General features: G+C 36.1%; 20 protein-coding genes and 2 pseudogenes. 2 read left to right on the forward strand and 20 right to left on the reverse strand.

What is annotated here, in order from left to right:
- Positions 1–19: 19 nt before the first annotated feature.
- From IEV17_RS01940 to IEV17_RS02025, 19 genes and pseudogenes are all read right to left on the reverse strand, one after another.
- Positions 20–184: a hypothetical protein gene (locus IEV17_RS01940; protein WP_004662785.1), complete on the reverse strand. Its 165-nt coding sequence runs from the start codon at positions 182–184 to the stop codon at positions 20–22.
- Positions 177–509, reverse strand: a complete 333-nt coding sequence (locus tag IEV17_RS01945; protein ID WP_004662787.1) for a hypothetical protein — start codon at positions 507–509, stop codon at positions 177–179. Before IEV17_RS01945 ends, IEV17_RS01940 begins: the two co-directional genes overlap by 8 nt.
- 303 nt (positions 510–812) lie before the next feature.
- A complete protein-coding gene (locus IEV17_RS01950) occupies positions 813–1,001 on the reverse strand; it encodes a hypothetical protein (RefSeq protein WP_004662789.1) in 189 nt (62 codons plus the stop codon).
- A gap of 410 nt (positions 1,002–1,411) precedes the next feature.
- The gene (locus tag IEV17_RS01955; RefSeq protein ID WP_004662790.1) at positions 1,412–3,829 is read right to left on the reverse strand and encodes a hypothetical protein; all 2,418 of its coding nucleotides are present in this window, start codon (positions 3,827–3,829) and stop codon (positions 1,412–1,414) included.
- A 265-nt stretch (positions 3,830–4,094) separates the two neighbouring features.
- Positions 4,095–4,760, reverse strand: a complete 666-nt coding sequence (locus IEV17_RS01960) for a response regulator (RefSeq protein WP_004662793.1) — start codon at positions 4,758–4,760, stop codon at positions 4,095–4,097.
- A gap of 20 nt (positions 4,761–4,780) precedes the next feature.
- On the reverse strand, positions 4,781–6,910 hold the full coding sequence (locus tag IEV17_RS01965; protein WP_004662795.1) for a sensor histidine kinase: 2,130 nt from the start codon (positions 6,908–6,910) through the stop codon (positions 4,781–4,783).
- A gap of 430 nt (positions 6,911–7,340) precedes the next feature.
- Positions 7,341–7,679, reverse strand: coding sequence for a hypothetical protein (locus IEV17_RS01970; protein ID WP_004662796.1), 339 nt, complete (start codon positions 7,677–7,679; stop codon positions 7,341–7,343).
- Between the two features lie 264 nt (positions 7,680–7,943).
- Entirely contained in the window at positions 7,944–9,311 is a 1,368-nt protein-coding gene (locus IEV17_RS01975) for a sensor histidine kinase (RefSeq protein ID WP_004662798.1), read from the reverse strand.
- A complete protein-coding gene (locus IEV17_RS01980) occupies positions 9,311–9,973 on the reverse strand; it encodes a response regulator (protein ID WP_004662800.1) in 663 nt (220 codons plus the stop codon). The genes IEV17_RS01975 and IEV17_RS01980 overlap by 1 nt, the downstream gene beginning before the upstream one ends.
- Before the next feature lie 141 nt (positions 9,974–10,114).
- Positions 10,115–11,413 (reverse strand): TolC family protein, encoded by a 1,299-nt coding sequence (locus tag IEV17_RS01985; RefSeq protein ID WP_004662801.1) that lies wholly within the window; start codon positions 11,411–11,413, stop codon positions 10,115–10,117.
- Positions 11,410–11,736, reverse strand: a complete 327-nt coding sequence (locus tag IEV17_RS01990) for a DUF3240 family protein (protein WP_004662803.1) — start codon at positions 11,734–11,736, stop codon at positions 11,410–11,412. The genes IEV17_RS01985 and IEV17_RS01990 overlap by 4 nt, the downstream gene beginning before the upstream one ends.
- Positions 11,729–14,812, reverse strand: a complete 3,084-nt coding sequence (locus IEV17_RS01995; RefSeq protein ID WP_004662805.1) for an efflux RND transporter permease subunit — start codon at positions 14,810–14,812, stop codon at positions 11,729–11,731. The genes IEV17_RS01990 and IEV17_RS01995 overlap by 8 nt, the downstream gene beginning before the upstream one ends.
- A gap of 11 nt (positions 14,813–14,823) precedes the next feature.
- Entirely contained in the window at positions 14,824–16,062 is a 1,239-nt protein-coding gene (locus IEV17_RS02000) for an efflux RND transporter periplasmic adaptor subunit (protein ID WP_004662806.1), read from the reverse strand.
- A 399-nt stretch (positions 16,063–16,461) separates the two neighbouring features.
- A pseudogene (locus IEV17_RS17095) lies at positions 16,462–16,893 on the reverse strand (IS982 family transposase); the annotation flags it as partial.
- 151 nt (positions 16,894–17,044) lie between these two features.
- Positions 17,045–17,473, reverse strand: coding sequence for a hypothetical protein (locus IEV17_RS02005; RefSeq protein ID WP_004662808.1), 429 nt, complete (start codon positions 17,471–17,473; stop codon positions 17,045–17,047).
- 9 nt (positions 17,474–17,482) lie between these two features.
- Entirely contained in the window at positions 17,483–18,037 is a 555-nt protein-coding gene (locus IEV17_RS02010; RefSeq protein WP_004662811.1) for a hypothetical protein, read from the reverse strand.
- Positions 18,038–18,133: 96 nt separating this feature from the next.
- A complete protein-coding gene (locus IEV17_RS02015; RefSeq protein WP_004662813.1) occupies positions 18,134–18,676 on the reverse strand; it encodes a hypothetical protein in 543 nt (180 codons plus the stop codon).
- A gap of 119 nt (positions 18,677–18,795) precedes the next feature.
- A complete protein-coding gene (locus IEV17_RS02020) occupies positions 18,796–19,938 on the reverse strand; it encodes a helix-turn-helix transcriptional regulator (protein WP_004662814.1) in 1,143 nt (380 codons plus the stop codon).
- A gap of 134 nt (positions 19,939–20,072) precedes the next feature.
- Positions 20,073–21,251: a helix-turn-helix transcriptional regulator gene (locus tag IEV17_RS02025; RefSeq protein ID WP_004662817.1), complete on the reverse strand. Its 1,179-nt coding sequence runs from the start codon at positions 21,249–21,251 to the stop codon at positions 20,073–20,075.
- A 440-nt stretch (positions 21,252–21,691) separates the two neighbouring features.
- Here IEV17_RS02025 and IEV17_RS02030 point away from each other — a divergent pair.
- Positions 21,692–22,755: pseudogene (locus IEV17_RS02030) on the forward strand (IS3 family transposase).
- Positions 22,756–23,285: 530 nt separating this feature from the next.
- Positions 23,286–24,026, forward strand: a complete 741-nt coding sequence (locus tag IEV17_RS02035) for a TorF family putative porin (RefSeq protein WP_004662820.1) — start codon at positions 23,286–23,288, stop codon at positions 24,024–24,026.
- A gap of 57 nt (positions 24,027–24,083) precedes the next feature.
- Here the strand turns inward: IEV17_RS02035 and IEV17_RS02040 are convergent, their stop codons facing one another.
- Positions 24,084–25,325 carry an SfnB family sulfur acquisition oxidoreductase gene (locus IEV17_RS02040; protein ID WP_004662821.1) on the reverse strand — a complete coding sequence of 414 codons (1,242 nt, stop codon included), beginning with the start codon at positions 25,323–25,325 and terminating at the stop codon, positions 24,084–24,086.
- Between the last annotated feature and the right edge of the window lie 11 nt (positions 25,326–25,336).

Raw genomic sequence — 25,336 nt, forward strand, 5'->3', positions numbered from 1 at the left:
CAGATTCAATATTACTTTCTCAATTGATAACAATATAGAAAGCTCTTACACCATTCTGGATAGGATCAAAGTTCACACATTTAAGATTTGGATTTTCTTGAAAAAACTCCCACATTGCATCGACTGGATTCGAATATTCAGGTCGAGTAAAATCTTTTTTTAACTCAATCATTGAGTTATTCACACACTATCCCTAGCTTCTCACTATAGTAATCTGTTGTTAGCTTCAAATTATTCAATAACTTTTCTTTAGGTTCTGCATCTGTAAGCTTTAATAAAGCGGGTAAATACTCATGCTTATAGATGTTTGGATATTCAATGCAAAGTATCTGCTTTTGATCTTTTTTATCTGCTTTTGGATTATCTAAAGTATCTAAATAGCTAGAAAGCTTCGCGTCAGCCTCTTCAAACTTTTTATCCTCAAAGCCATTTTCATTTTTAGTTTCTGGCTGTTTTTGACAGCCATAAATCAGTGTTACCGTTAGAAAAATCAGTGATATTTTTTTCATATACAAGGTGTTAGATCTTTGAGATTAAGTGAAAAATTAGTAAATGGAGTATGCTTCTAACTTTACTTTGAGAAAATTTTATTGCTACGGGTTTGTATTTACAATCAATTCAAACCTATCCTTTTCCACAAATTGAGTTGCCCCAAACAAGCTAATCAGAATGTAGAAGGCTTTTGCCTGATACAGGAATTGACTAGGCAAATTTAACATTTCCACTTAATTTTTATATCTAGAACTTTGGTATAAATGGTAAATAATTGTTCGTTGAGTTATATATTTTAGTTCTATTAAACTTAATAATATTTAGTAATTTTTCCAAAATGCAGCTTCAATTTTAAACTCTGATTTTACAAGCAATGCACAAATAAATAGCGATAAAGCGATTCCAATAAGAACCTTATCTAAAGTTAGCATCCCAAAACTAAGAGTAACGATAGCAACGACTAGAATCGTATAGAAAGCTAATAGCCCTACTTTTTCATTAAGTTTCATACTGGCCTCTAGGGAGAATCATTCTCATTAATTGCAATAAGAATACAATAATATACTTAAAATTATATGACATTTTAGAATTTCTATATGATTTTATAGTCAATATTACATTTTGTTTCAAAATTGTGCTGCAATTGTCTAATTCCCAACTATTGGAGAGCGATACTTGAAATAGATTTTGGACCGTGACCCTAAAAATATAGTATTTAAAATACAAATACTGTTTACGACTAATTATCTCTAGAATATTTAAGCTAAAGTTTGTATTGTCTACCTGTAACCCTCTTCTAATATCCTGAATATAGACCATCATAAATGGTCAATAGTAAACGTTTTCTATATTATTTTTTGCTAAAATAACATTAAAAAGGACATCCAAAGATGCCCTGTAGCAAACTATATATTCTAGATTAGAATTTCATCGTTCCATTAAAAGTTAAGTTTAATCCACCATTAACAGGTTTCGTTTGTTTCATAACGACATTATCAAAAGTAATCGTTCGTGTATTCGTATTCACTGTCAAACCAGCACAAGTACCATTTTCATCCTTACAGTTAAATGCCAAGTCCTTGACAAGATTAAATGATTGATCATATTGCAGAAATGTATATACCGTATTTTGTGTTTCGCCCATTATTTTTTGAAATCCAACACTAACTCCTGAAACTACAGCATTGGCTTTCAATTCACCACCAAAATAGGTAACGGCTCCACTGTTAGGTACTAATGGATTAAACTGAACTTGAGGTGCGCCATTAAAAAGCATTGGGTTGCCAATATGTTCATAATAACTTGCAGGTGCGTTTGTACCTGTAATTGTCACACAACCATATGGATTGGTATTACCAGTGCATGAACCTATTGGAGTTGGGTTGGTATTATTTGCTTGATAAATCAAAGCACCATTTTTAATAGTTAAGTCCTGTTTTGCACCATTCACAATTTTTAATAGCGCATTATTAAAGGTAAATGTTGTACTACTATTTGTAGTTTTTGCAGTAATACCGCTACAAGCAGGCAATGTCCCGATACCACATGCCCATGCATAATTATTATTCTCAACAGCTACACTAACCAAACTACCATTGTTCATAATAATTTTAATATTTTCTTTTTTATCGGCATTAAAGAATGTAAACGCATCAGGTGAAGTGATCGCTGTTGCTGTAGATTTTGTAAAACCACAAAAATCACTTGGCGCATTTTTAAAACCAAGTTTGTTATCTGTACCATTAGATTCACATAATTGTGAAGATGGTGCAGCTTTTTCTCCATAAAAACCTGAAAAGTCTGCACTTTCCGCAGAATATTTACCTGTATTATCTTTAAATAATGTCACATAACCTTTATCGGTAATCACATAGTAATTTGTACCATTACTTTGATTATTTGCACCACAAACCTCAGCAATTGTAGCTGATGTACCTTTTGCAATTAATTTTCCAGTGATCGCATCAAGACTAAAGACTACAGCACCTTTGTCACTATAATCACCACTATAATTGACTAAATCACTGAGCTTGCCTACAGGTAGTTTTTTGCTAGTGCAAGTTTCAATCACAGGTGTGGTAATATCTTTACCAATAACAACTTCATTCCCTTTAATAGTTAATGTTTTTTGGGATGGACTAGTCGCAACAAAAATACCTTTACATACACCTTTACTATCAGTCAATTTCCAAGGGTGCGTTGTATAAGTCTGTTGATTATGCGTTTGTGAGTTTGCCAAACTCTTTTTATAGTTCACCAACTGACCTGTGTAATTGATCCAGTCAATATTGATGGTATCACTGCTTTGATTGATAAAATCTATATTCAAAGATTGGCCATTGGCTGATTTTAAATTTTGCTCATCTGAGCAAGCATATTCTGCCACTCCATCTACTGTGCGAATCGGTTTAGCTGTCGTCACTGGCGATGGTACAGGAATTTTTGGTGTTTCAACGTTAAATGCATCTAACCAAACCGATAAATCAGTATCACTCTGCAAATTAAAAATTGAGTTATAAAATGTACTGACCCAATTTGACCAAGCTTGGACCCAAGCACTATTATAAGTGGTCAGAGCCAATGAATTTTGTTTTGCGTCAAATGTACCATCAGAAAAATCTTTACTAAGTGCTTGTAAAATATCATAGGCTGGCTGTGTACTTGTTGCATTTAAACGTTTAGCTTCTTTTGCTAAAGTTGCCAAATATGCTGCATAAGCACGTTGTGGCTCACTGATTTGTTGATAATTAATCAAAGATGCAAAATCGTTTAACTTCACAATTGCAGGTGCATCAGTAATACTAAATTTATTGCCCAACTTTAATTGTTCGGCAATTTTTTTGTTTGCAGCATTTAAATTAGCTTGCGTCACCTGAGCACTCAATGATTGAGCATAAACCAAAGCAGCTTCGGTAAGAGCTGTGACTCCAAGATTTGTTTGGTCTGCGGTAATAGTGGTCGCTGCTCTCAAAATTGCTGTATTTGCAGGCGCAGAAAGTGTTACTAATTGATCTGTAATTGCTTCATCTGCATAAATCAATTTTCCTTCAACACTTGGTAGAACTTCCGCAATTATCGGGTTTTTAAGTTTATTACTATCCACTTTGAAGGTGACCGTACCATCTGCACCAATATTTTGTATATCTACTATTGCCTGACCTGTAAGTGCGTCTTTTAAAATTACACGACCTTGAGTAATTTGTCCTAATGATGGTGTAACAGTGATACTTTTCTGACTTACTTGCGGAGATGTATTGTCTTCATTATCGCTATGATGACAAGCGGTCAAGCATAAACTCACAATGATACAGGCACTTAATAAATTATGTTTTAACATCTGATTCTCCTTAAATTATTTCGTATTATTGGAGATCACAATATCGCTATTTTATTTTTAGTCGTATCCCCTGTTTAAGGGGGTGAAATGAAAAAATTGCTTAGACTACTTACAAGCATGTTATCGGCTAATCAACATTAAGGTATGACGTATTTTTCAATTTTATGAATGATATTTATACATTCATCACAATACAACTCTGCCCAAATGGATATCTGTTGATAAGATTGAGTTAAAAGTCTAAATAATAAAACAGAACTAGTAATTAAATTAAGCCATATTGCTTAGCTAATAATGCTGCTTCAGCACGAGAGGATATTTGTAATTTCCTATAAATTTCTTTCACATAACCACTGACTGTATGACTGGAAAGCCCTAATTCATAAGCGATTTCAGACACCTGTTGCCCTTTAGCAATATGAATTAGAACTTGCTTTTCTCGATTAGTTAAAGCTAACGATTCTATGAGCTGTTGTTTTCTTTGATTAAGTTGTTCTTGTGTTTTGACATAGTTCAATAGTTTTTGCGTCATAGTCGGAGAAAAAGCATAAAGCCCAGCAATCAAGTTTTCTAAATGTTTTTTAAATACAACTGGTTCTAGATCTTTTAGCAAATAACCTTTTGCACCGTGACTAATTGCCTCAAACAAATATTGATCATCTTCAAAAATCGTCACGACAACACTTATAGTCTCAGCAGAATATTGTACTAACCAATCAATCACTTCTATTCCTTTACCATCAGGTAATGAAAGATCAATTAAAGCCAAATCATAATGTTGAGACATTAACAAATGTTTTGCTTCATCTAAACTATAGGCTTGCTGAATGCGAATTCCTTCAAAAGTTTCAATTAACATTTGTTTGATCCATGCATTGACATCCACTATATCCTCCAAAATCAATGCCGTTTGAATCACTTTATTACCCATTTATGTTTACATTTATTTGGTTACAGTGGAAAGGTCAGCTCAATGCGTGAACCTTTTATTTCTGACAAACTTTGGAAATATAACGTCGCTGAGAGTTCAATTGCCCGTTCCCTTAGATTCCTAAGACCATTACCTTTTGTCTGCTCATTTTGCTCTGCCTCAAAACCATTTCCATCATCATAGATAACTGAAACTAGTTGCGAATCAGATATGCTTATAGAAATACTTATCTGTTGTGCATTAGCATATTTTATTATATTACTGACGATTTCCCGCAACATAGAAATATAATTCCTATACTGTGTATAACTCAGGATAATGGACGTATTTCCAAGATTCTGTTGCCAAATAAAATCTATCCCACAACTTTGTAGACGAGTAGCAACCTCATGTTCAAACTCCTGCAAAACTATATTTAACTCAACACCAGTACCTAATAATCCACTAACGATAGTACGCATTTCAGCAATTGTCTGACGAATGGTGACTTTGATTTGATCTAAATCTTTCTGATACAGACCTGATAATAGTTTTGCGCCTAGGTCATCATGCAAATCTCGGGCGATACGATGTCTTTCTTCAAGTACTCCACGATCATAAGCAACACGGCTTTCTATGGCCTGAGTTAAAAATGGCAATAGATTCTGAATCAGTTGCTGGTCATATTCACTAAATAAACGGCGGCCTTGCTGTGGGTAGCTGAGACGAATTGCCTCTAGCCCTTCAACCTGAGGAATATAAAGCACCAAACCATTATCACCAATATGGCTGTGGTTTATTTGATTGCTGGTTTCTATATTCAATGGCTGAAATAAATCATTTAGTAAGGCTTTCCACTGTAATTGACGATCCTCCTTACTCACTGCAAAACTAACTTGTAATATTCTTTCAAATAATTGACTGTCGGATAAATTTTTACGTTGTAAAAAATTTTCTTGTAACCAGCCTCGTAGTGGTAGCCAGACTAAACCACAAATAAGGATAGCTAAACTAAGTGAGACAAATGGACTTAACACTATAACTAAAATGGCATCGAGTAATACCAGTAAAAAAAATCCCAGCATCGAAAATAGGATTCGGAATATCCAACTTTCTAGCTCAAACAACTTGTAACGTGCTACCCCTTGTACTACACCCACATACATTAGCAAAAAAAATAGAAAAGCATATCCTTGTGGCATTGCAGCATTAATATCTAACAAGTTTGGCATACTCACTATCAAAACAGGAATACCTGCACCCAACATGAGAGATAAACCAAACCAGCGCAAGGCAGCCTGAGCAATTGGATCATACTTTGCCTTACGATATTGCAACCAACTCAGTAATATAATAAGACTTAATGCAATCAAGAGCGGTACAAAAGCACCTATCGTAGGACCTACAAAAAACACTTTCAATATGTCGCATAGCCACCAACACAACATAACAGCTATAAACGAAAGTTGTAGTGTGAGTGGCAGTAAACGAGAGCTAGGATAATTAGAAAATAGTAATACCAATACAATGCCAAACAACGCGGCACCCGTATGGTTAAGATTGGACAGTAACTCAAATAAGGGGGCTGGTAATGCAAGTACCCGAGTACTATAAATGGCAGCTGAGAATGATGCTACCATTATGCAACAACCAGCAACAAACAGGATAAAAGTCGTATAACGTTTATGGCTAATAGCCCAAACCCAGCCTCCAATTAAAAAACTGCAAAGACCAACTAGAATTTGTATCCAGAATACAAATGGCAAACTGTTCAATGGTCGAGTAAGTTCAACATTCAGAACAACATTATTTCCATTAGCAAAATTTAAACTGATCTGTGGTTGGCTCACCATATTAGCAAAATGATTCTGACGAGAAAAAAACTGTCGAGTTAGCTGATAAGTTTCCAGTTGATCTGGATCTTCTATGATATCTGACTTAATCAGTTCTATTTTATTTCGTCCATCTACACTGCTAATCGATTGGACAACCTCTCCCTTCTGAACCTTTACATGTGAGATACTGATAGTATCAATCACTATATGATCATTTTCTAAGGCCAAGGTTAAACCAAACCATGGCTGAAAAAGTGCAATACCCACTGCAAATAATGTCAGCATTATTCCAGTGAGTAAAATTCCCCACATTGCAACAAAAGGTGTTTTTATCATCTATATTATTGATGCCCTAACTTTTCCATGCTCATGCATTGAAATTATTTCTATACTGTTAAAAAACTTAATGACTTCAATCTCTGGAACCAATCAATTAGCTGCCCCAAAGATCGAATAAGTTTATTAAGTTACTTTTTCCACTCTTATTAAAGCGGTTTATTAAAATTTTGCAAAGAAATCATAGAAAATTTATAGATTAGTTAAAAATCTCTTTTATCTTAGGATCATTTTGACTTCAATCCAAGGTTTGATGTGAGTAGGTTAAGAGTTAAACATATTGATAAGATAAATCATCTTTTACAATAGATTACTTAGATAACAAGCAGAATTAATGACAGTTAAATTAAATGAATTCAAATTATTTTAATTTAGCTTTTTACCAATATTTTTTGTGTTTTATCCCTAAAGCACTATCTATATTCCACCATTAGCGTACTTTCATAACTGCTTCAGATAAATAAGCCTTCTTCGTAGTTTTGTTCCACAAACAAAGCTCTTGACCCGTTTTGTTTTTCATATGGGCTTGCGGATATTGTCCCTGAATCAAGAGTGCTGAATATCCCACGCGGTCATCAAATAGCATCACATTGCTTACTGGTTTGGCATTTTTAAACTGACTGGCTTTAACACAAGCCATTTTGACATTCTGATCATGCTTGCTCCATGCCTGTTGAGAACTTGCAAAAGTCACACTAGTCATAGCAGAACTTGCCAGAAGCCCCAAAATTAAAAAACATTTAAAAAAGATACAATGCTTTACTGCCATGAAACTTGTCCTATAAATTCCAATATATGGATTTATACTGAAACAGACTTATAAGAGAGTCTAGCTATTTATACATCTTGTAACAGCACTCATTCAGGATTAAACATAACTTTGGAAAGTTGTTTATAATTAAAAAAATTAAATCAATTACTTAAAACAATAAACCACCAAAGCTATATTGAATATTTAATGGATAAAAGCCATAGCCTCTCAATCTACATTTAAATGTTCAAAATAGATTTCATTTAAATGATTGTAAACCTTTTACACTCCAAATATTTTAGGACTGTTTAATTCGATTCTAATCACTGTTCCACCAGTCTTGTCTGCACGGCGTAGCTCAATTTCTCCGCCATAAGAATCGACTATTTGCTTAACAATTGATAAGCCTAAGCCACTGCCAATAACTAAACTATTCTGATCCACTCGATAAAACCTTTGAAATATCAGAGGTATCTGGTCTTCATCTAAACCGATACCATTATCCTCAATCTGCAAAAAACTATAATCTTCAAAACAGCCACAGCTAATTTTAATGATGGGTTTACGCTCTTGAGTACGATATAGGATGGCATTTTCTAATAGATTACGAAAAATAATTTCCAATTGATCCATTTGCGCTATTACAGGAGCAGAATCTAATTTTAATTCCAAATCAATTTGCGCCTGAACAAGCTGAAAATCCATTAAAGCAAGTGTATTTTGAATAATATTGACCAGATCAATTTTGCTGTCTATTTGTTGATTATTATGTTCAATCCGAGCCAAAGTCAGTAACTGTGTGATCATCCGAGAAGCCTTATCAATTCCAATCATGATGTCCTGCGCTGATTCTCTTGCTTCTTCGGTAGAACGTGCACTCAGCAAAACTTGTGCATGCATACGAATTGCAGCCAAAGGAGTACGTAACTCATGTGCTGCATTTGATGTAAAACGTTTTTCACGTTGCATGCTTTCCGCAATTTCAGTCAATAATGTATTTAATGAATTTACTAAAGGTTCAATTTCTTTGGGCACAATAGGGTTAATAGGTTTTAAATGTTCAATCGACTGTTTTTCTAAATTTTGACTGATATTAAATACAGTGACCAAATGACTCCGAATAGTTCTTAAAATCAACCAAGATAATAATGGGAAAAAAAATGCTGAAACTACGATCAAAAATAGCAGCATATCTCTCTGGATATCCTGACGAATCGTCCAGACTTGAGCAATTTGTACTTGTATAGTATTGGTATTGTCCCAAACCGAATAACTGCGATAGGTCTTATTGTGAATTCTAATCCAGCCAAAATTGACTTGCTGAACAAATGGATGAGTGTCCACACCAACTGAACGATAGATCAACTTTCCATTTTTATGCCAAATCTGGAATATAATTTGATTATAATGTTCCCCTTGAGCTTTCTCGATGACAGTATGGTCAGGGACTCGCCCTTCTAATGTACTTGATGTAGTTGAAAGTAAAGCATGGGCTGTTTCGGCCAATGATTTATCAAAAATATTATTAGCTGCGCGCTGCATCCCCCAATAGATACATCCCAAGCTACCCACCCAGACGCTAGTTGTAATCGCCAGTAAAATTAAGGATAAACGCCGTGTCAGTGAATAACTCCGAATTAAATTAGGCATCAGTAATTTTCATCCATGATATATCCAAAGCCTTGCACTGTACGAACGATATTTTTTCCAAGTTTGCGACGTAGATTATGAATATATACCTGTATCACATTACTACTCACTTCTGCATCATAAGCATAGAATGAGTTTTCTATACTCTCTCGTGAAATAATTCGACCGCGATTAAGAATAAGCAGTTCAAGTAAGTGAAACTCTTTTTGGGTTAGTTCAACTTCAGTCTGATTAATAAATACCTGTTTAGCTGCTTGATTAATAGCAATATTGCCTATCTGAACAACATCACTAGCTTCACCTGATATACGACGTAATACAGCTTGAATCCTTGCAATAACTTCGTATAAATCATAAGGCTTAATAACAAAATCATCTGCACCAGCATCCAAGCCTGCTACCCGCTCCTGAATTTTATCTTGAGCAGTCAAAATAATAACGCCTACCTTATTCTTTTTACGCCGCACTGACTTTAAAATTTCCAATCCATTTCGGTCTGGCAAACCTAAATCAAGCAAAATAAATTGATAATCATAACTTGCCAAAAAATGATAGGCTTGCTCTGCTGTAGTAGCGATATCAACTAAATAATTTTTCTGATCTAATCCTCTTGCTGTCGCCTTAGCCAATAAAGCATCATCTTCAACTAATAATATTCTCATGTCTGAATTAACCTCTCATTCTGCTACTTGCAAATCTATATTCTATTTTAGTGATATCAGTAGCCACGCTCATTCGGCAAAGAATGAATACCATCTGAATAACGACCACACAAAATATTGATATATCAGTACTCGATTGTTTTAATGATCCTCATGTAAAGGCCATAATTGATGTGAATTCAACAATAGAAAACTAAAGCTTTCGGCATAATCAATTTTAGCTTGATCAATTCGACCACATGCATCAACCAACTGCTGTGAATGAAGTAACAGTTCATTTAAACTCAATTCGCCAAGCTTATATGCTTTTTGCATTAATCCATGTTGTTGCTGTAACCGTGCCAAATTCTGTTGAGCCTGCTCACTCCGCCTACTTGCCGAAGTCATTTGCGTGAACCAGTATTGCGTTTCCTGACGCAAACGGTTTTCTATTCGTCCAATCTCAAAATTAGCTTTTTGAGCCTCTGCAATGGCCATACCAGAAGCTATGCGAACTTGTCTACTAGCAAGTGGAATTGAAACGTTCACACTCATCAAGTTTTCAACACCAGACTGCTCACGACTAAATCCAACTCCGATCGTAGGATTAGGTAGCCGATTGAGTTGCTCTCTTTTTACGAATGCATCTTGCTGAGCTGCTTGCGTTTTGGCAAGTTCCAGCTCATGGTTAGCAGACAAAATACGCTGTATCCATTCAGTCTGTGTATATTCAAGTGGGCGAACTGTAATGACATCACTGCTCCACTGTTCAGGAATTTTTCCCAGATAATCACGTGACAATAATTGCCGGGCTTGATAGTAAGCCATTTTAGCCTGCAGATATTGCTCTTCGATTTGCCGAGATTCATTGCTGAGCAGCATCAGTTCCAGTCGTGGGGCATCTCCAGCACGAATACGATACTGAGTCATTTGCATATAGTTCTGTAATCTTGCTTGATGTTCCTCTAAGCGCGTCAATTGCAAAGCACTGCGCATATATACAAACCACTGATTAAGCAAAGTTTTGGCAACTTCATGTTTTGCATCTTCAAATTTTAATTCTGCAATACTCATCCCTCGTTGCGCCAAATCCTGATCCAGCTGGTATTTGCTAGGTAAACGAATCTGCTTTTCAACACCAAAGTTTGGCTCATAACTATTGGACTTGGTTTGACCATCTTGAGGATTGCTGTTACGAAGTTGCATACCTGCACGCACAGTCCAGGGTTGACCAAGTTTTAGGCCCTGTCCTGCAAAATTGGCATAGTCCTGATCTGCGATTGCCGACCGAACAGTTGGATGCCGTGACAAGCTTTGCTTAATCGCATCAAGCTGTGGCAAGATTTGATCTAATTCGGATTTTGCAGATACGATAGAAGTCATCATCATACAACAGCCTAGGCATAGTAAACGTATGGCTTTACCCAGTAAATGGGGTTGGATCTCGATCTCTCGTTTCATTCGTTAACGCCTCCTTGACTGGCATAGCCTGATGTTATCGTTGGTATTACCCAATAAAAACAGTCACTTGATTTAAATTTAGTTTGAATATGGGCTAAAACTAGAGGTACATTTTCAAGAGGTAAAATCAACAGAATCAAATTACGCTCAGTCGCACCCTGAATTTTTTCTTGAATATTTCGATAATGTTGGCGGCTGCCGAAACCTTGTGCCGGAATACAGGTACATCCTGTCACAATCTCGGGAATGAGCCATAAATGGCTCATTAATTCTTCCGCAATATCAATGGAGATGTTGATAGAGAGTTGGTACATTTCAGACATGAGTATCTCGCACTAAACCAAATTGTTTGAACAAATTAGGAAGTAAAATCAGCGTCAGTAAAGTGCAGGAAATTAACCCGCCAATTACCACGATCGCTAATGGACGTTGAATTTCAGCACCTGGCCCAGTGGTAAAGAGCAACGGAATTAAGCCCAAAGCAGCGATACTTGCAGTCATCATTACTGGACGTAAACGTCTCATCGCCCCCTCTCGAACCACTTCTTCAATTGCAACACCGCGTGAAATAAGTTGGTTAAAATAACCAATCATTACCAAACCATTCAGTACGGCAATCCCCATTAAGGCAATAAATCCGACTGAAGCAGGCACCGATAAATATTCACCAGTGATGGCTAAGGCTACAACTCCACCAATTAATGCAAAGGGGATATTCACAAAAACCAGTACTGCCTGACGAACAGACCCTAAAGTTGTAAAGAGCAGGAAGAAAATCATGGTCAACGCTGCAGGGACAACCAGCATCAGACGCGCTGCTGCACGTTGTTGATTTTCAAACTGTCCACCCCATTTCAATGAATAGCCGGCTGGTAATTTAACTTTCTGGGCAACTTGCTGTTTTGCTTCTTCAACAAAACCAACCAGATCCCGGTCACGTACATTGGCACGGACAACGGACATTCTTGAAGCATTTTCCCGGTCAATTTTGACGACGCCTTCAGTCTTGACCATTTCTGCTAAAGAGGGCAACGGTACAGCAGCTGAGTTTGCAACAGGTAAATTCATGTTCGCGAGGGCGAAACTAGATTGTCCCAGACGCGGATCACCTTTCATCATCAATGGAACTGGTCGCCCCTGTTCAATAATCGAACTAATCTGCTGCCCTTCGATGAGCATTTTGAGTTGTGCCTGTATGCTTTGGCTATCTAGCTGATTGCGAACAGCCATATCACGACGAATACGTAATTCCTGATATTGCACTCCAGAATTTTCCAAAGTCATGACATCTTCGCTGCCTTTGATCCCTTGTAGCACAGTAGAGATTTGCTTAGACAGCTGATTCAGTAGGTCTAAATCGGTACCAAAAATTTTGACAGCCAAATCTCCACGTACACCGGATAACATTTCTGAAGTCCGCATTTCGATCGGCTGACTAAAGGTGAGATTGACCCCAGGAACATCGGCCAATACATGGCGAATTTTGGCTAAAATCTGCTCCTTACTTTGTCCCTGCCACTGATCTTGCGGTTTCAATATGATAAAGCTATCGGTTTCATTTAAGCCCATGGGGTCCAAACCAAGTTCATCCGATCCGGTTCTTGCCACAATGCGGGTCACTTCAGGAACTTGTTTTAAAATTCTTCTTTGAATGTCCAGATCAAGTGCAATTGAATTTTGTAGGCTGATCGATGGCATTTTTTCCAACTGCAATATGGTGTCACCTTCATCCATGGTTGGCATAAAAGACTTACCAATGAGTGGAAAGATGAGTGCAGCAACCACCAAAGCGCCTCCAGCCAAAGCATAAACACGTTTCGGATGGGCCAAGCTTGCATTTAACACCTTGCTATATGCCTGTTCCAGCTTGGCAACAATATACGGCGTGTGATGTGCTTGAGATTTCAAGAAATAAGAACACAGCACCGGAATAATCGTTAATGAAAAAATCAGTGAGCTCGACAATGCAAAGACAATGGTGAGCGCCACAGGAGAGAAAAGCTTCCCTTCTAGGCCTTGCAACGTCATCAACGGAATGAAGACCAGCATAATAATGATCATTCCTGCAGTCACAGGTACCGCCACCTCACAAACCGCCCGATAAATAACGTTCAACGGCGGCAAAAACGAACGGTGTTTGGACTCGTGTGCATCGGCCAGTTGCATTTCGATATTTTCCACCACCACAACCGCCGCATCGACCAGCAAACCAATGGCAATAGTTAAACCACCCAATGACATCAGGTTGGCACTTAATCCAAACTGACGCATCATTAAGAAAGTACTCAACGCAGATAAAGGTAAAATCGCGGCAACAACCAAAGCGGCTCTTAAATTGCCTAAAAACAACAGCAATAAAATCAGGACTAATACAATCGCCTCGACCAAGGTTTTACTCACGGTATGAATGGCACGATTCACCAGTTCACCACGGTCATAAAAAGGCTTGATCGTAACGCCCGGGGGTAAGTTTTTCTCAATGTCATGCAAATGTTCACGCACACTTTGCACAACCTGACGTGCATTGGCGCCTTTTAAGGTGAGGACAATTCCTTCAACAGCCTCACCCTTGCCATTTTCAGTTACCGCTCCGTAACGGGTAAGTGCACCTGTATGGACATAAGCCACATCTTTCACTTGCACCAGCGTCCCTTGATGATTGGAAACAATAATCTCGCCCAGTTCTTGCAAATTGGTGACACGACTATCGCTACGAATCAGTAATGATTCTCCATTTTCATTCAAACGCCCCGCACCGTCACTTGCATTATTTAATTCAATTGCTTGTTTTAACTGATCAAGAGATAGACCTCTCGATGCCAAAGCATCTAGGTTTGGTGTCACTTCAAAGGTACGTGCTAAACCACCTAGGACATTGACATCCGCTACCCCTTCAATTTTTCTGAGCTGTGGACGGACGACCCGATCGAGCAAGGTTCGTTTTTCCATATCACTCATAGAGCCATGTAAAGTGAACATAAAAGATTCACCTAATGGCGTCGTCATCGGCGCAATCCCCCCAGAGGCATTGTCAGGCAAAGCTGACATGACTCCAGTCAAACGTTCATTGACCTGTTGTCGAGCCCAATAAGGATCTGTCCCTTCTGCAAAATCTAGGGTAATGATTGCAATGGCATATTTAGATTGTGAACGTAGTACAGTTTGATGGGGGATTCCCAACATTTCCTGTTCTATCGGCACCACAATACGACTTTCCACCTCTTCTGGCGTCATGCCAGGAGATTTCATCACAATTTGAACCTGTGTGCTTGATACATCAGGAAAGGCATCAATCGGCAATTTGGTAAATGCCAAATAACCCGCAACACTGATCGTCATACCCAATAACAACATTAGGATTCGTTGACTCAGTGAAAATGCAATAATACGTTTTAACATGTGCCTAACCCTCAATTCACCGCAGCGCTACTGCTAGCAGATGGTGCCTGCTCTGCACCGAAACCAGACCAAACGGCTTTTAGACGTTCGACACCCCTCACAGCAACTTGAATTCCAGATTTTAATGTGTTCCCAATCACATGACTTTGCTGCTGGTTCGCACCCACCAATTCCACTGGAATTGCCACGAATCCATTTTGATTTTTGACAAAAATGAAGTGCTTGTTATCTTTTAAAGTTAAAGCAGTACTCGGTATTACCCATGCGGTTTTTGTTGTCGGGTTATGGCTTTGAATATTCGCTTTAACAAATTGTTGTACTTTTAAACAGTTATCCTTGGCCTGCATTTGGACTAGCACATTTTGAGATTGCGTATTGCCTGAAAGTGCTGGTGCAATTTGTTGTACCAGCCCACTAATTTCACATCCCTCAACTTTGACCAGATCGCCAATCTGGATATATTTGCTATCCGCTAAAGGGACTTGCAACATTAATTGCAAAGGTAGATCACTATTCACCAACTGACCCAGTACTGCGCCAGTTTCTACATATTGACCTACAGATACCTGTAAACTTTCTACACTGCCTCTGGCGGGACTTTTGACATACGCCACGGGGTTCAGTCCCTGACTACTACTTCCTCCCATAAACTGCAACATACGTTGCTTGGCACTCAGATCAATATTCAGTCGTTGCGCTACATTCTTGGCTTCCTGTACACGTTTTTCAGCAATAATCCCTTCAGCGTATAAACTACGTTCACGTGCCAAATTTTGACTGGCCAATTGCAGTTGTGCACGAATTTGTAAAATATCATTTTGAATCTGAATTAAATCAGGGCTATGAATGGCCAGTACAGGACTATGCAGGCCAACTTCTGCTAAAGGTTGTACCAATACCTGTTGAATTATCCCCGCTACAGGACTTGTTAAGACCACTTTACTTTGAGGTGACCACTGCGCTTGCCCCTGCAAAGTCAGTGCGAGCTGTACATCTTTTGTGGCTTGCCCTAAGGTTTGTAATTGAATACCAGCTTGTTGAATCTGTGTGGGCGTAATTAAAATCTGATTACCTGACACATTTATTGTTTCTTGTTCATTACCAACTACATTTTGTGTCTCTGATTTTTCCTCTTTATTTTTATTTAATAGTACACTGCTGCCCCACCAAATTCCTAAAATCACCAAGACCAATGTGCAAATACTGAGAAATATTTTTTTATTTCGTAATACACTCACTTGTTGACTCACTGATCTATCCTCAAAAATATTTTTATCAGGATAAATTTAAGTTCTTAAGATCTAATTAAGTTTGGAAATTCAAGTTCTTCGGGACGTAAATAGTAATTCTCAGCTAATAATGAGTTCTGGATTATTTCTATAGAGCGCAGAAACTTGAAATGAGACAGCCTGTTCAATTATTCCAAGAATCGATTGCTTTGTATGAATCAATACAAGGTCATACTCAACCACAAAATTTTTCCTACACCATATTCTGGTGAAATACTTTCTGATATTTAATTAACTACATTGATCAAAAAGATGTATTAAGAAAAGCTGAAAGAAAACGGCTTTGGTTATATCGATTCTAAAAAAACTGAGTGATTACCACACATAGCTTTTGTTCTAAATTTAATACGTGGTTAGTCGATAACCAATCGAGCTTTTTCCTCGTGTTACAATTGTTACTAAGGATTTATGCATTTGTATTCGCTGATTTTTTTAGACCGCTAAAGTTGTTGAGTCAATCATAAATAAGAATTTTGACGATCTCTCATCAAAGCGAAATGCAAAGCCTGTAAAACCATTTGATGGGGATTAATCAGATAAATCATGCGTTGATCACAAGGAAGCTGATTAAAAAATTAGTTGATGTTCAGTTTTAATAGGGCGAAGAATGCCTTGAAGTTATTGAAATGAGAGCCCTTGTAACACAGCAATAAATATAATTTCAGAAATGCTGAGCTAAGTAGAACAAAATCTTATGCGTTTAAAGTTTTGCTTTAAGAATTTTTAATAAATTGATTCGAATTTTAGAAAGAAATCATCAATGATACAGAATAATTGAGTACTATCGAACATAAGGACTAGATCTGTAGGTTTGGTAACTGATGGCTCTAGTCTTTCTCAAATCAATTACCTATCCACGATTTGGTATGGTTTTATCAATATCTCATTATTTGTATTAAAGTATATTGATAAAACACAAATTTATTAAGTACTTTTCTCAATACTATTTATCATAGTCGGAGCATGAATAACTCATTTTATCCAATACAATCCATGCTGAGCGTATTACTTTTTCAGAAAGACCATCATTATTTTGCATATATCCTGATTTATCCTCAGAACCAGTGATGAATAATAAACCTTGACCACCTGTACTTGGTTGAACTTCCAAACTATTCGCTTGTACACTCACACTAACGTTTAAACTAGGAATATTAACCATCAGATTTTTTCCTGATCTTACAACTGAACAACCCTTAGCTAATTTTATTACATTAGTATCATAATCTTGGTAACCACCCACAACACCAATAAAACTAGTAAATTCGCTATACAAATTTTGACTATCTTGATCATCAACGCCTATATTGTTATTCACTCCTTTATTACCATCACAGACACCTAATAAATTATTAACCACAGCACAAAACATATTATCCCACTATCTTGTAATATCTCTATTATATGCCATATTGGTGAAGCTCATATTCTGATGTGTAATTTTTCCATTTCCACATCCAACCAAATCAAGTGCCTCATTAATTGTCCACGAAGCAATAAGTAATTGCTTTCGACCATCACATCGCCATAAATTTTTATTAGGAGTTGTTTGCCAACAGAATGCTCTCGCTTTATTTCCAGGTCCACTTGGTAAAATTGTTGTACTTCCTATTGGAACTTTAATGCGTTGTATTAACGGTTTAGTGACTGTTTGATCATTATTATTACTTTCATTCTTTTCACTACTAAAAGTTTTTTCCCATGTTTGAAAACGATCTAAAAGCTTTTCATTTTCAGAAGTGACTGTATACTGCACATTATTGGTATTTGGAATAACAGATAATATCGTGGTTGCCTGATTATTTACATCTTCTATTTTAATTTCACCTTGAGAGGGTAAATTTTCTCCCCCATCTTCATTTATTCTAACCCCAAAAGGAGAACTAGTTACAAAATTAACCTTATAATCACCTACAGGACTATTTACTATAGACAATGTACCATTTGTGCTAATACTCAGTTCAGCATCACTTTTAAAGTTATAATTAAGTCTATATTTTTCATATATATATTTTACATTAACAAAACCACTCTAAGTTTTTTCACTTGTATTGACTATCAAATTATTTGTAGTAAGTGTAGCTGAGCTATCATTTACATCTGATTTTAATGAACCTGTAATTGTCAGGGTTTCTTTTGTTTCAGGATTTTCTAACACTAAATTTTGATAAATATATTCTCCATTTTTAATGGTAACTGCACCACTTTTTGCTATAAGACTTTGGTATTGACTAGCTTCAAGTTTATAAAATAAGCCAGCACACTCATTAAAATTAACCACTCCATTAATATTGGTATATCTACCTGAATTACATTGCTTATCTTCTTCCACGATTTCATTTATACCATAAATTGCTGTATCAACTATCCCAAAAGAAAGGCTTTCTTTTGCAGCAATATGATGTGAGTGTTCCGAAACTATTAATATCTTTTCTTTTTTCTGTTGCGTTAAAGGTATATCTGATGGTTTCTCATTTTGTTCTGTATTTTGACGATCACTGCTTTCTCCGCTACCGCATCCTGTTATCAACAACATAGAACTAAGCAGAGCTGTATAAATTAATGAACATTTCATAATTTTCCCCATTAATAGATATTATTAAATATGCTAACTGAATCACATACTTTATAGACATTCCCAAATGGGAATATCACTCCACAAAAAATTAAGAGAATTGAATTAAAAATATGAAGTTAAATATGGTCAAATTCAAGCGTTACACCCATCAACAACTGCATCAATTCAGTTTGGGAAGTACATCCTGTTTTAGAAAAAATATTTTTAATATAGACACGAATAGAACCATAAGTAATACTCATTTGCTCAGCAATCTGTTCCAAACTTAGGCCATTGACAAATAAATCACAGACTTCCAGTTCACGTTTAGCCAATTTATATTTTTGGACAAGATAATCTTTAGCTAGGTATTGTGCCTGATTGGTTTGGGTCACAAAAATAATAACCTGTTTTTGATAATACTGTGCCTCTGTTTCTGAAAAAGGTAAAATACTGAGCATTAATGAGCTATCATTATCATCATAGAGTGCCAATACTCCACCCGCTTCATTACCCAGATCATTACTTTCAAATAAGGCACTACGAATCAGCTGATTTAATTTTTCCTGAAATTTTTTTAAAGTCTTTAAAATATTATTTTTATCTAGTTCCAATATAGATGACTTTTCAAACAATTTCTTTACAATTGAATTGGCATAAAATAAACGGTAATCTTGATTAATCAATATCACACCTATTTTAAAATGGTCTAATACCTGATAAATATTCTTCTTATCTTGCTGTATTATAGTCACTTGACGGTAAATCTGTAATGCTCGGCGTAAATGCATACCTAAACGCTTTAATATTTTTTCTTCCTGTTCGCTATATTCATCCAATTGTGGTGAGCGATGAACTGCAAATACTGCCCAACTATATGCACTTCGTTCTAATAACACAGCTGCCACATGACTTACATTAGTCGGTTTTGCGCATTTTTCGTAAAATAAAAACTCATCACTTCCGATTGGCATTGAAGCATAAGGCGCAAACGTATTAAGTACAGTATCTCCTAAATCTTTTTCTATCCAATAAGGTGCATGCAACCGCATATCTAAAACCTTAACATGCTCATCATGATAAGCTCGCATACTTTCAGGTGCAATATTATGCGTAAAAACAAAATCATAATTTGGGCTAAGTTGATCAGTCGCTGTAAAAATTGCTGTTGTACTGCCTGTAAAATCAACGACTTCTGTCAACACATCCTGCCATAATCTAGGATTTAACGCAGCATCGTAAATCATGCCAATAATTTGATTTTCACGTTCAGTTAGCATTAGTATTTCTCCCCAAACAAGAACTAATTGTTATGCTAACTGAGGCACATAAAATATACATATCCCCATTTAAGGAGGTTTCAAGCAAAATTTAAGCTTTCACTCACTGTAATAAGATCTATTCTGGATTAATATTAACCTTGGTTACTCATGAGTAACTGCATAAGTTCCACCTGAGAGTTGCAAGGAGTTTTTGCAAAAATATTTCTAATATAGGTCCGTATTGAGCTTCGTGTCAGTTCCATGCTTTCAGCGATCTGTTCCAAATTCATTCCATTGACAAACAGATCACAAAGCTCTAGTTCCCTTTTTGTCAATTTGTAGGTTTGTTTTAAATACCTATGATTTAAATGATATTTTTTCTTATTTTCTTGATTATGAATTGATGGTATTACTAGATCATCAAAGCTCAGCATCACCAAAGGGCGAACACCAAAAAATGACATTTCTTTTTCAGAAGCTAATAAACTCGATGTGAATTTTAAATTCGAATTTGATATTGAAAATAGAAGATCTTTACAAGAATTTAGCTGCTCTTGGTTATAACGGAACATTTCTTCAATTTTATATAAATGATCTGATAATTTTGCTTGATCCTCTCTAGGTAGAATTAATTTATTATCTTTAGATTGTATATGATTATTGTCTTTTAACAGTTGATTGGCAGTCTGATTGTAATGGACGATTTGACCAGACAAATTTAACAAAATGATCGGTTGGCTAAGCTTATCAATTAAATTATATCCAACAATATTATCTACAGAAAACTCAAATAGATCGCGTTTAACCAACATAACACGTTTCAAATGTGGCATTAAACGATCTAAGAATGCCAACTCTTTTGCATTTAGTGGTTGACGTTGTTCAGATGTACTGATACTCCAAAATACACATAACTTTTCATCCCATACTAGTTCATGGGTAGCAACATATCTTAAATCTATCGGTAATAAGATTTTCTGATATAGATCAGATTGTTGAACGAATTCATCAGTAACATGAGTATGGCATTGATACCAACCTTTTCGATTTGGATCTAAAAACTTACCCCATCGAGGATCCGCTTCTATTGGATATCGTAAATAATCTAATTCAGCCGCAGCATAATTTTCTAATGGAAAAACTCCAATGCCATTGCTATAAGATAGAACATTATAAGTAAAGTCGATGGCTTGAATATGTACATACGATACATCTAAGACATCCAGAAGTCTCTTTGAAAAATTGAACCAGCCATTTTTCTCTAAAGTGATACTATAGATGAGATCACAGAGCTCATTATAGTAATTGTCAAGTAATTCCATTTCTTGCATAAATCAATATCATCAAAGACTTACATTATTGTTTTCTAATTTTGATTTCAAGCACAAAATACGTTGATTTAGCTAATAAGATTAAGCTTAGGAATATGTTTTTTATTGTTGAATTATCTTTTTTTGACTTTTATAGTACTTATTTCTTCTTAAATCATGCTTCTAGCTTTTTGCAACTTTAAATACATACGCAGGTAAATCATCCCATTCTTCAGGCAAGCCTAGCCTTCGTACAATACACAGTTTAAGGAATAGTTCTTGTATTTGATTAAACACATAAAAACAAAACTCAAAACATTGATTTATATTTTAATTTACACAATATAATCTTCTCAGATGAAGATGAATCGCCATCGATTTTGTAGACACTTTTTAGTTATATAAAATGGCTAATTAACGAGGTGTTCGTGACTAGCAAACAATATCCTAAATAGTTCAAAATTAAAGCAGTAAAGCAAGTGACTAAAAAAGGTCATAACGTGGTTGAAATTGCCACACGTTTAGGTACAACGGCGCATAATTTATATGCTTGGATTAAGTATTATGATCCTGATCAACCTAAAATTACAGAATCTAGTGATGTAGTTGCAGAATTGGTAAAGCTAAAAAAAGAGCTGCAACAGGTTACATAAGAAAGAGATATTCTAAAAAAGGGCGCGGTGTACTTCGCAAGCCAGTCCAAATGAGGTATGCCTTTCTTCAAGACAATCAGCCTATCTGGTCGATCCGTCGTTTGTGTTCAACTTTAGATGTTCATCATAGTGGCTATTAAGCATGGTTAAAGCACCCCATTAGTAAGACTGCTAAGAAATGGAAATAGCTTTTAGGTCTCATTAAACAGTTTTGGCTAGAGTCTAGTGGAGTCTACGGCTATCGCAAGATTTACCGTGATTTGAAAGATGTTGGTGAAAACTGTGGTATCAACCTAAATACATAGGCTCATGCAGGTACTCCAGCTGTCGTTGCTACAAATACTTTAGACCGCCAATTTAATCAAACGCAGCCCAATCAATCATGGGTAACGAATCTTACTTATATTCGTACTCTTGAGGGATGGTTATATCTTGCAGTTGTGATTGACTTATTCTCATGCCTTGTAGTTGGATGGTCTATGCAATCAAGAATGATACAGATCCAGTTTTAAATGCATTATTGATGGTTCTGTGGCGAAGAGAACCAAAGAACAAAGTTCTGATTCATTCTGACCAAGGCAGCCACAATACACCAGCTATGAATGGCAAACATTTCTCAAGCATCATAATCTTGAAAGCAATATAAGCAGACGAGGAAATTGTCATGATAATGCTGTAGCCGAGATTTTCTTTCAACTACTCAAGCGAGGGAAGATGTAAAAGAAAATATATTCATCCAGAGCTAAAACAAGATCTGATATTTTTGAATATATTGAGATGTTATATAATTCAAAAGAAACATGGTTCTAATGGTCAACGTTCTCCATTAGATTATGAAAAAGCCCATCAAAAGATGGGTTATGTGTCTCTAGGAGTTTTAGTGGCCATTCAATTACCCATTCTTCAGATAAATCAAAAACTTTTGTTATACCCTCGCTTTGCAATGTTCTTGCTACTAATATTTGAACTTCTGGACTGTGATCATCAAACCAGTCTATAAGCTTTTGAATAATTAAAGCATCTAAATATCTAATGGCAAAAATTGCTAATATAGTATCATTATCTACGTACGATAATCTCCTTTTATCCTTGCTAATTCGACTAGGCCGACGATGGGCATGACAGAGGCATTTTTCCGTGGGCTTTTTTGAAAGACCTAAAGTAAATTCGAATTAAACCTCATTCCTGACATTTTGAATGGCGAAGAATGAGGCAACATTATTTCGCATATTGGCTATATCTTTAAATACAACACCAAATAAGCAGAATCACGTATAAAAAAAGCACTTAACAAAATAGAAAATATATAAATTAATAAATTTCAATAATTTATCATTGGCACACTACATGCAAATGATGCATTGCATTCTAAACTTTTCAATTTTTTATAGGTAAAACAAAAATGCAATTTTCTCAATTTGTAAAATCGGCTGTATTAGCATTTATTTCTGTATACAGCCTTTCAACTCATGCAGGCCTTACAGGTAATGTCGGAGTTGTCAGTGATTATTATGCACGTGGATTAGACCAAACTGGGGGTGTTAGTGTGCAAGGAAGCATTGATTATTCACATTCTTCTGGATTCTATTTAGGCAGTTTTGCATCAAATGTAAAATGGTATGATAAAACTGGAGATGGTGTAAATGATAGTGACATTGAATGGGATTTTTATACTGGATACAACTCAAAATTATCAGATAATTTGGGTTTTGATGTCGGACTATATTTTTTAAATTATCCAAATCAAACTAAATTTAATACTATCGAAGGATATGCTAGTCTCAATTATGCTTTAGCTACTAAATATCCAACCGTAGTCAGTGCGAAAGTTAATTATACTCCAGATCGAAATGCATATTTACCTGACCCCAAAAATCAAGATGAATCTGCATGGTACGTTACAACTCAAGCTGATATAAAATTAAAACCCGATTTGACACTTACACCCCAAGTAGGTTATGCGTTTGGTGATACTTTTGATCAAAAACGTATAGGTGGGTTGGATGAATTCCTTAATTACTCTATTTCATTAACAAAATCATTTAATGATGGCTTTTCAGCTAAATTTTCATATGTTGGTGTTGATTTAGATAATCATGATAATAAAGTCATTTTAGCTCTAAACAAATCATTCTCCTTTTAATTTCATTAAATAAAAAAGTCCCATTAGAATAATGGGACTTTTTTATTATCTATATCCTTAGGCCCAAGGATGTCTTGGTGGTTTTACATCATTTAAAAAATAGTTTCCTACTAAATGATATTTCCAACGCACAGGATCATGCAAAGTATGAGTTCTAGCATTTCGCCAGTGTCGATCTAGATTATGTTCTGCAAGCGTTGCACGTGTACCAGCCAATTCAAAAAGTTTATTTGCAGCTAAAATAGCAATTTCTGTAGTTAAAACTTTAGCTTCTGCCACTAAGACCGAAGCTTCTGCAACAGATAACTCATTTGGCTCTTGTGTTGCAAGTTCAATTTGATCTGCGGCTAAATCAAGAACTGCTTCAGCTGCGCGTAATTTAATTTTCAAGTCTCCGATTGCCGCAATTGTATATTGATCATCAGTTGCCTTCTCTAGATTAGAATCAATCCAAGGGCGTGCATGTAGACGAACATAACGAATCGTTTCTTCAATAGTACCTCGCGCTATCCCCGCATCTACAGCAGCTTGAATAATTTGTGAAACAGGCCCTGCCACTGTAGGATTAGCAAATGCTTGGAAAATTGGAATAATATGCTCAGCAGGTACTCGTACTTTATCAATTACCACCGTTCCGCTTGCCGTTGTCCGCTGACCGAAGCTAGACCAGTCATTAATAATTGTAAGTCCTGCTGTTTCTTTTGGTACCAAAGCCAAATGTGGTAATCCAGCTTCATTTACAGTCACAATCGGAACCCAATGGGCCAAAAGTGCACCCGTTGCAAAAAACTTCTTACCATTGACTTCAAAAGTCGACTGATTTTGATCATTCTCTAAAGGTTTTATAATCGTTTTAAAATCAGCAACATGTTTATTGCCAATTTCTGAGAATGCATTGCCAAAACGAACACCTTTTAAAACAAGATCAAAAAAGAATTTTTTCTGATCTTCAGTCCCATCTAAACGAATATGTTCAAGAATGACCAAATGGTTCTGCGGTAACTGACCTAATGATGGATCAACAGCAGAAATTATTTTGATTACTTCTAATGCCTTACGCCAAGAGACTCCAGCACCTCCATACTGCTTAGGAACTGTAATTCCCCATAATCCACTTTGTGAAAACTCATTCAGCTCATCCACTGGCAAACGGCGATTTGAATCTCGTAAAGAAGCTTCTTTAGCAAATTTATCAGCTAATTGCTTAGCAATTTGAATAGCTTCTTCATCTGATTGGATAAGATATGCTTTTTGTAAAGGGAGAGTTTGTACAAATTGATCGATATTTAAATTACCCATATTGTTTTTCC

The sequence above is a fragment of the Acinetobacter modestus genome, assembly GCF_014636095.1.
Lineage (GTDB): Bacteria > Pseudomonadota > Gammaproteobacteria > Pseudomonadales > Moraxellaceae > Acinetobacter > Acinetobacter modestus.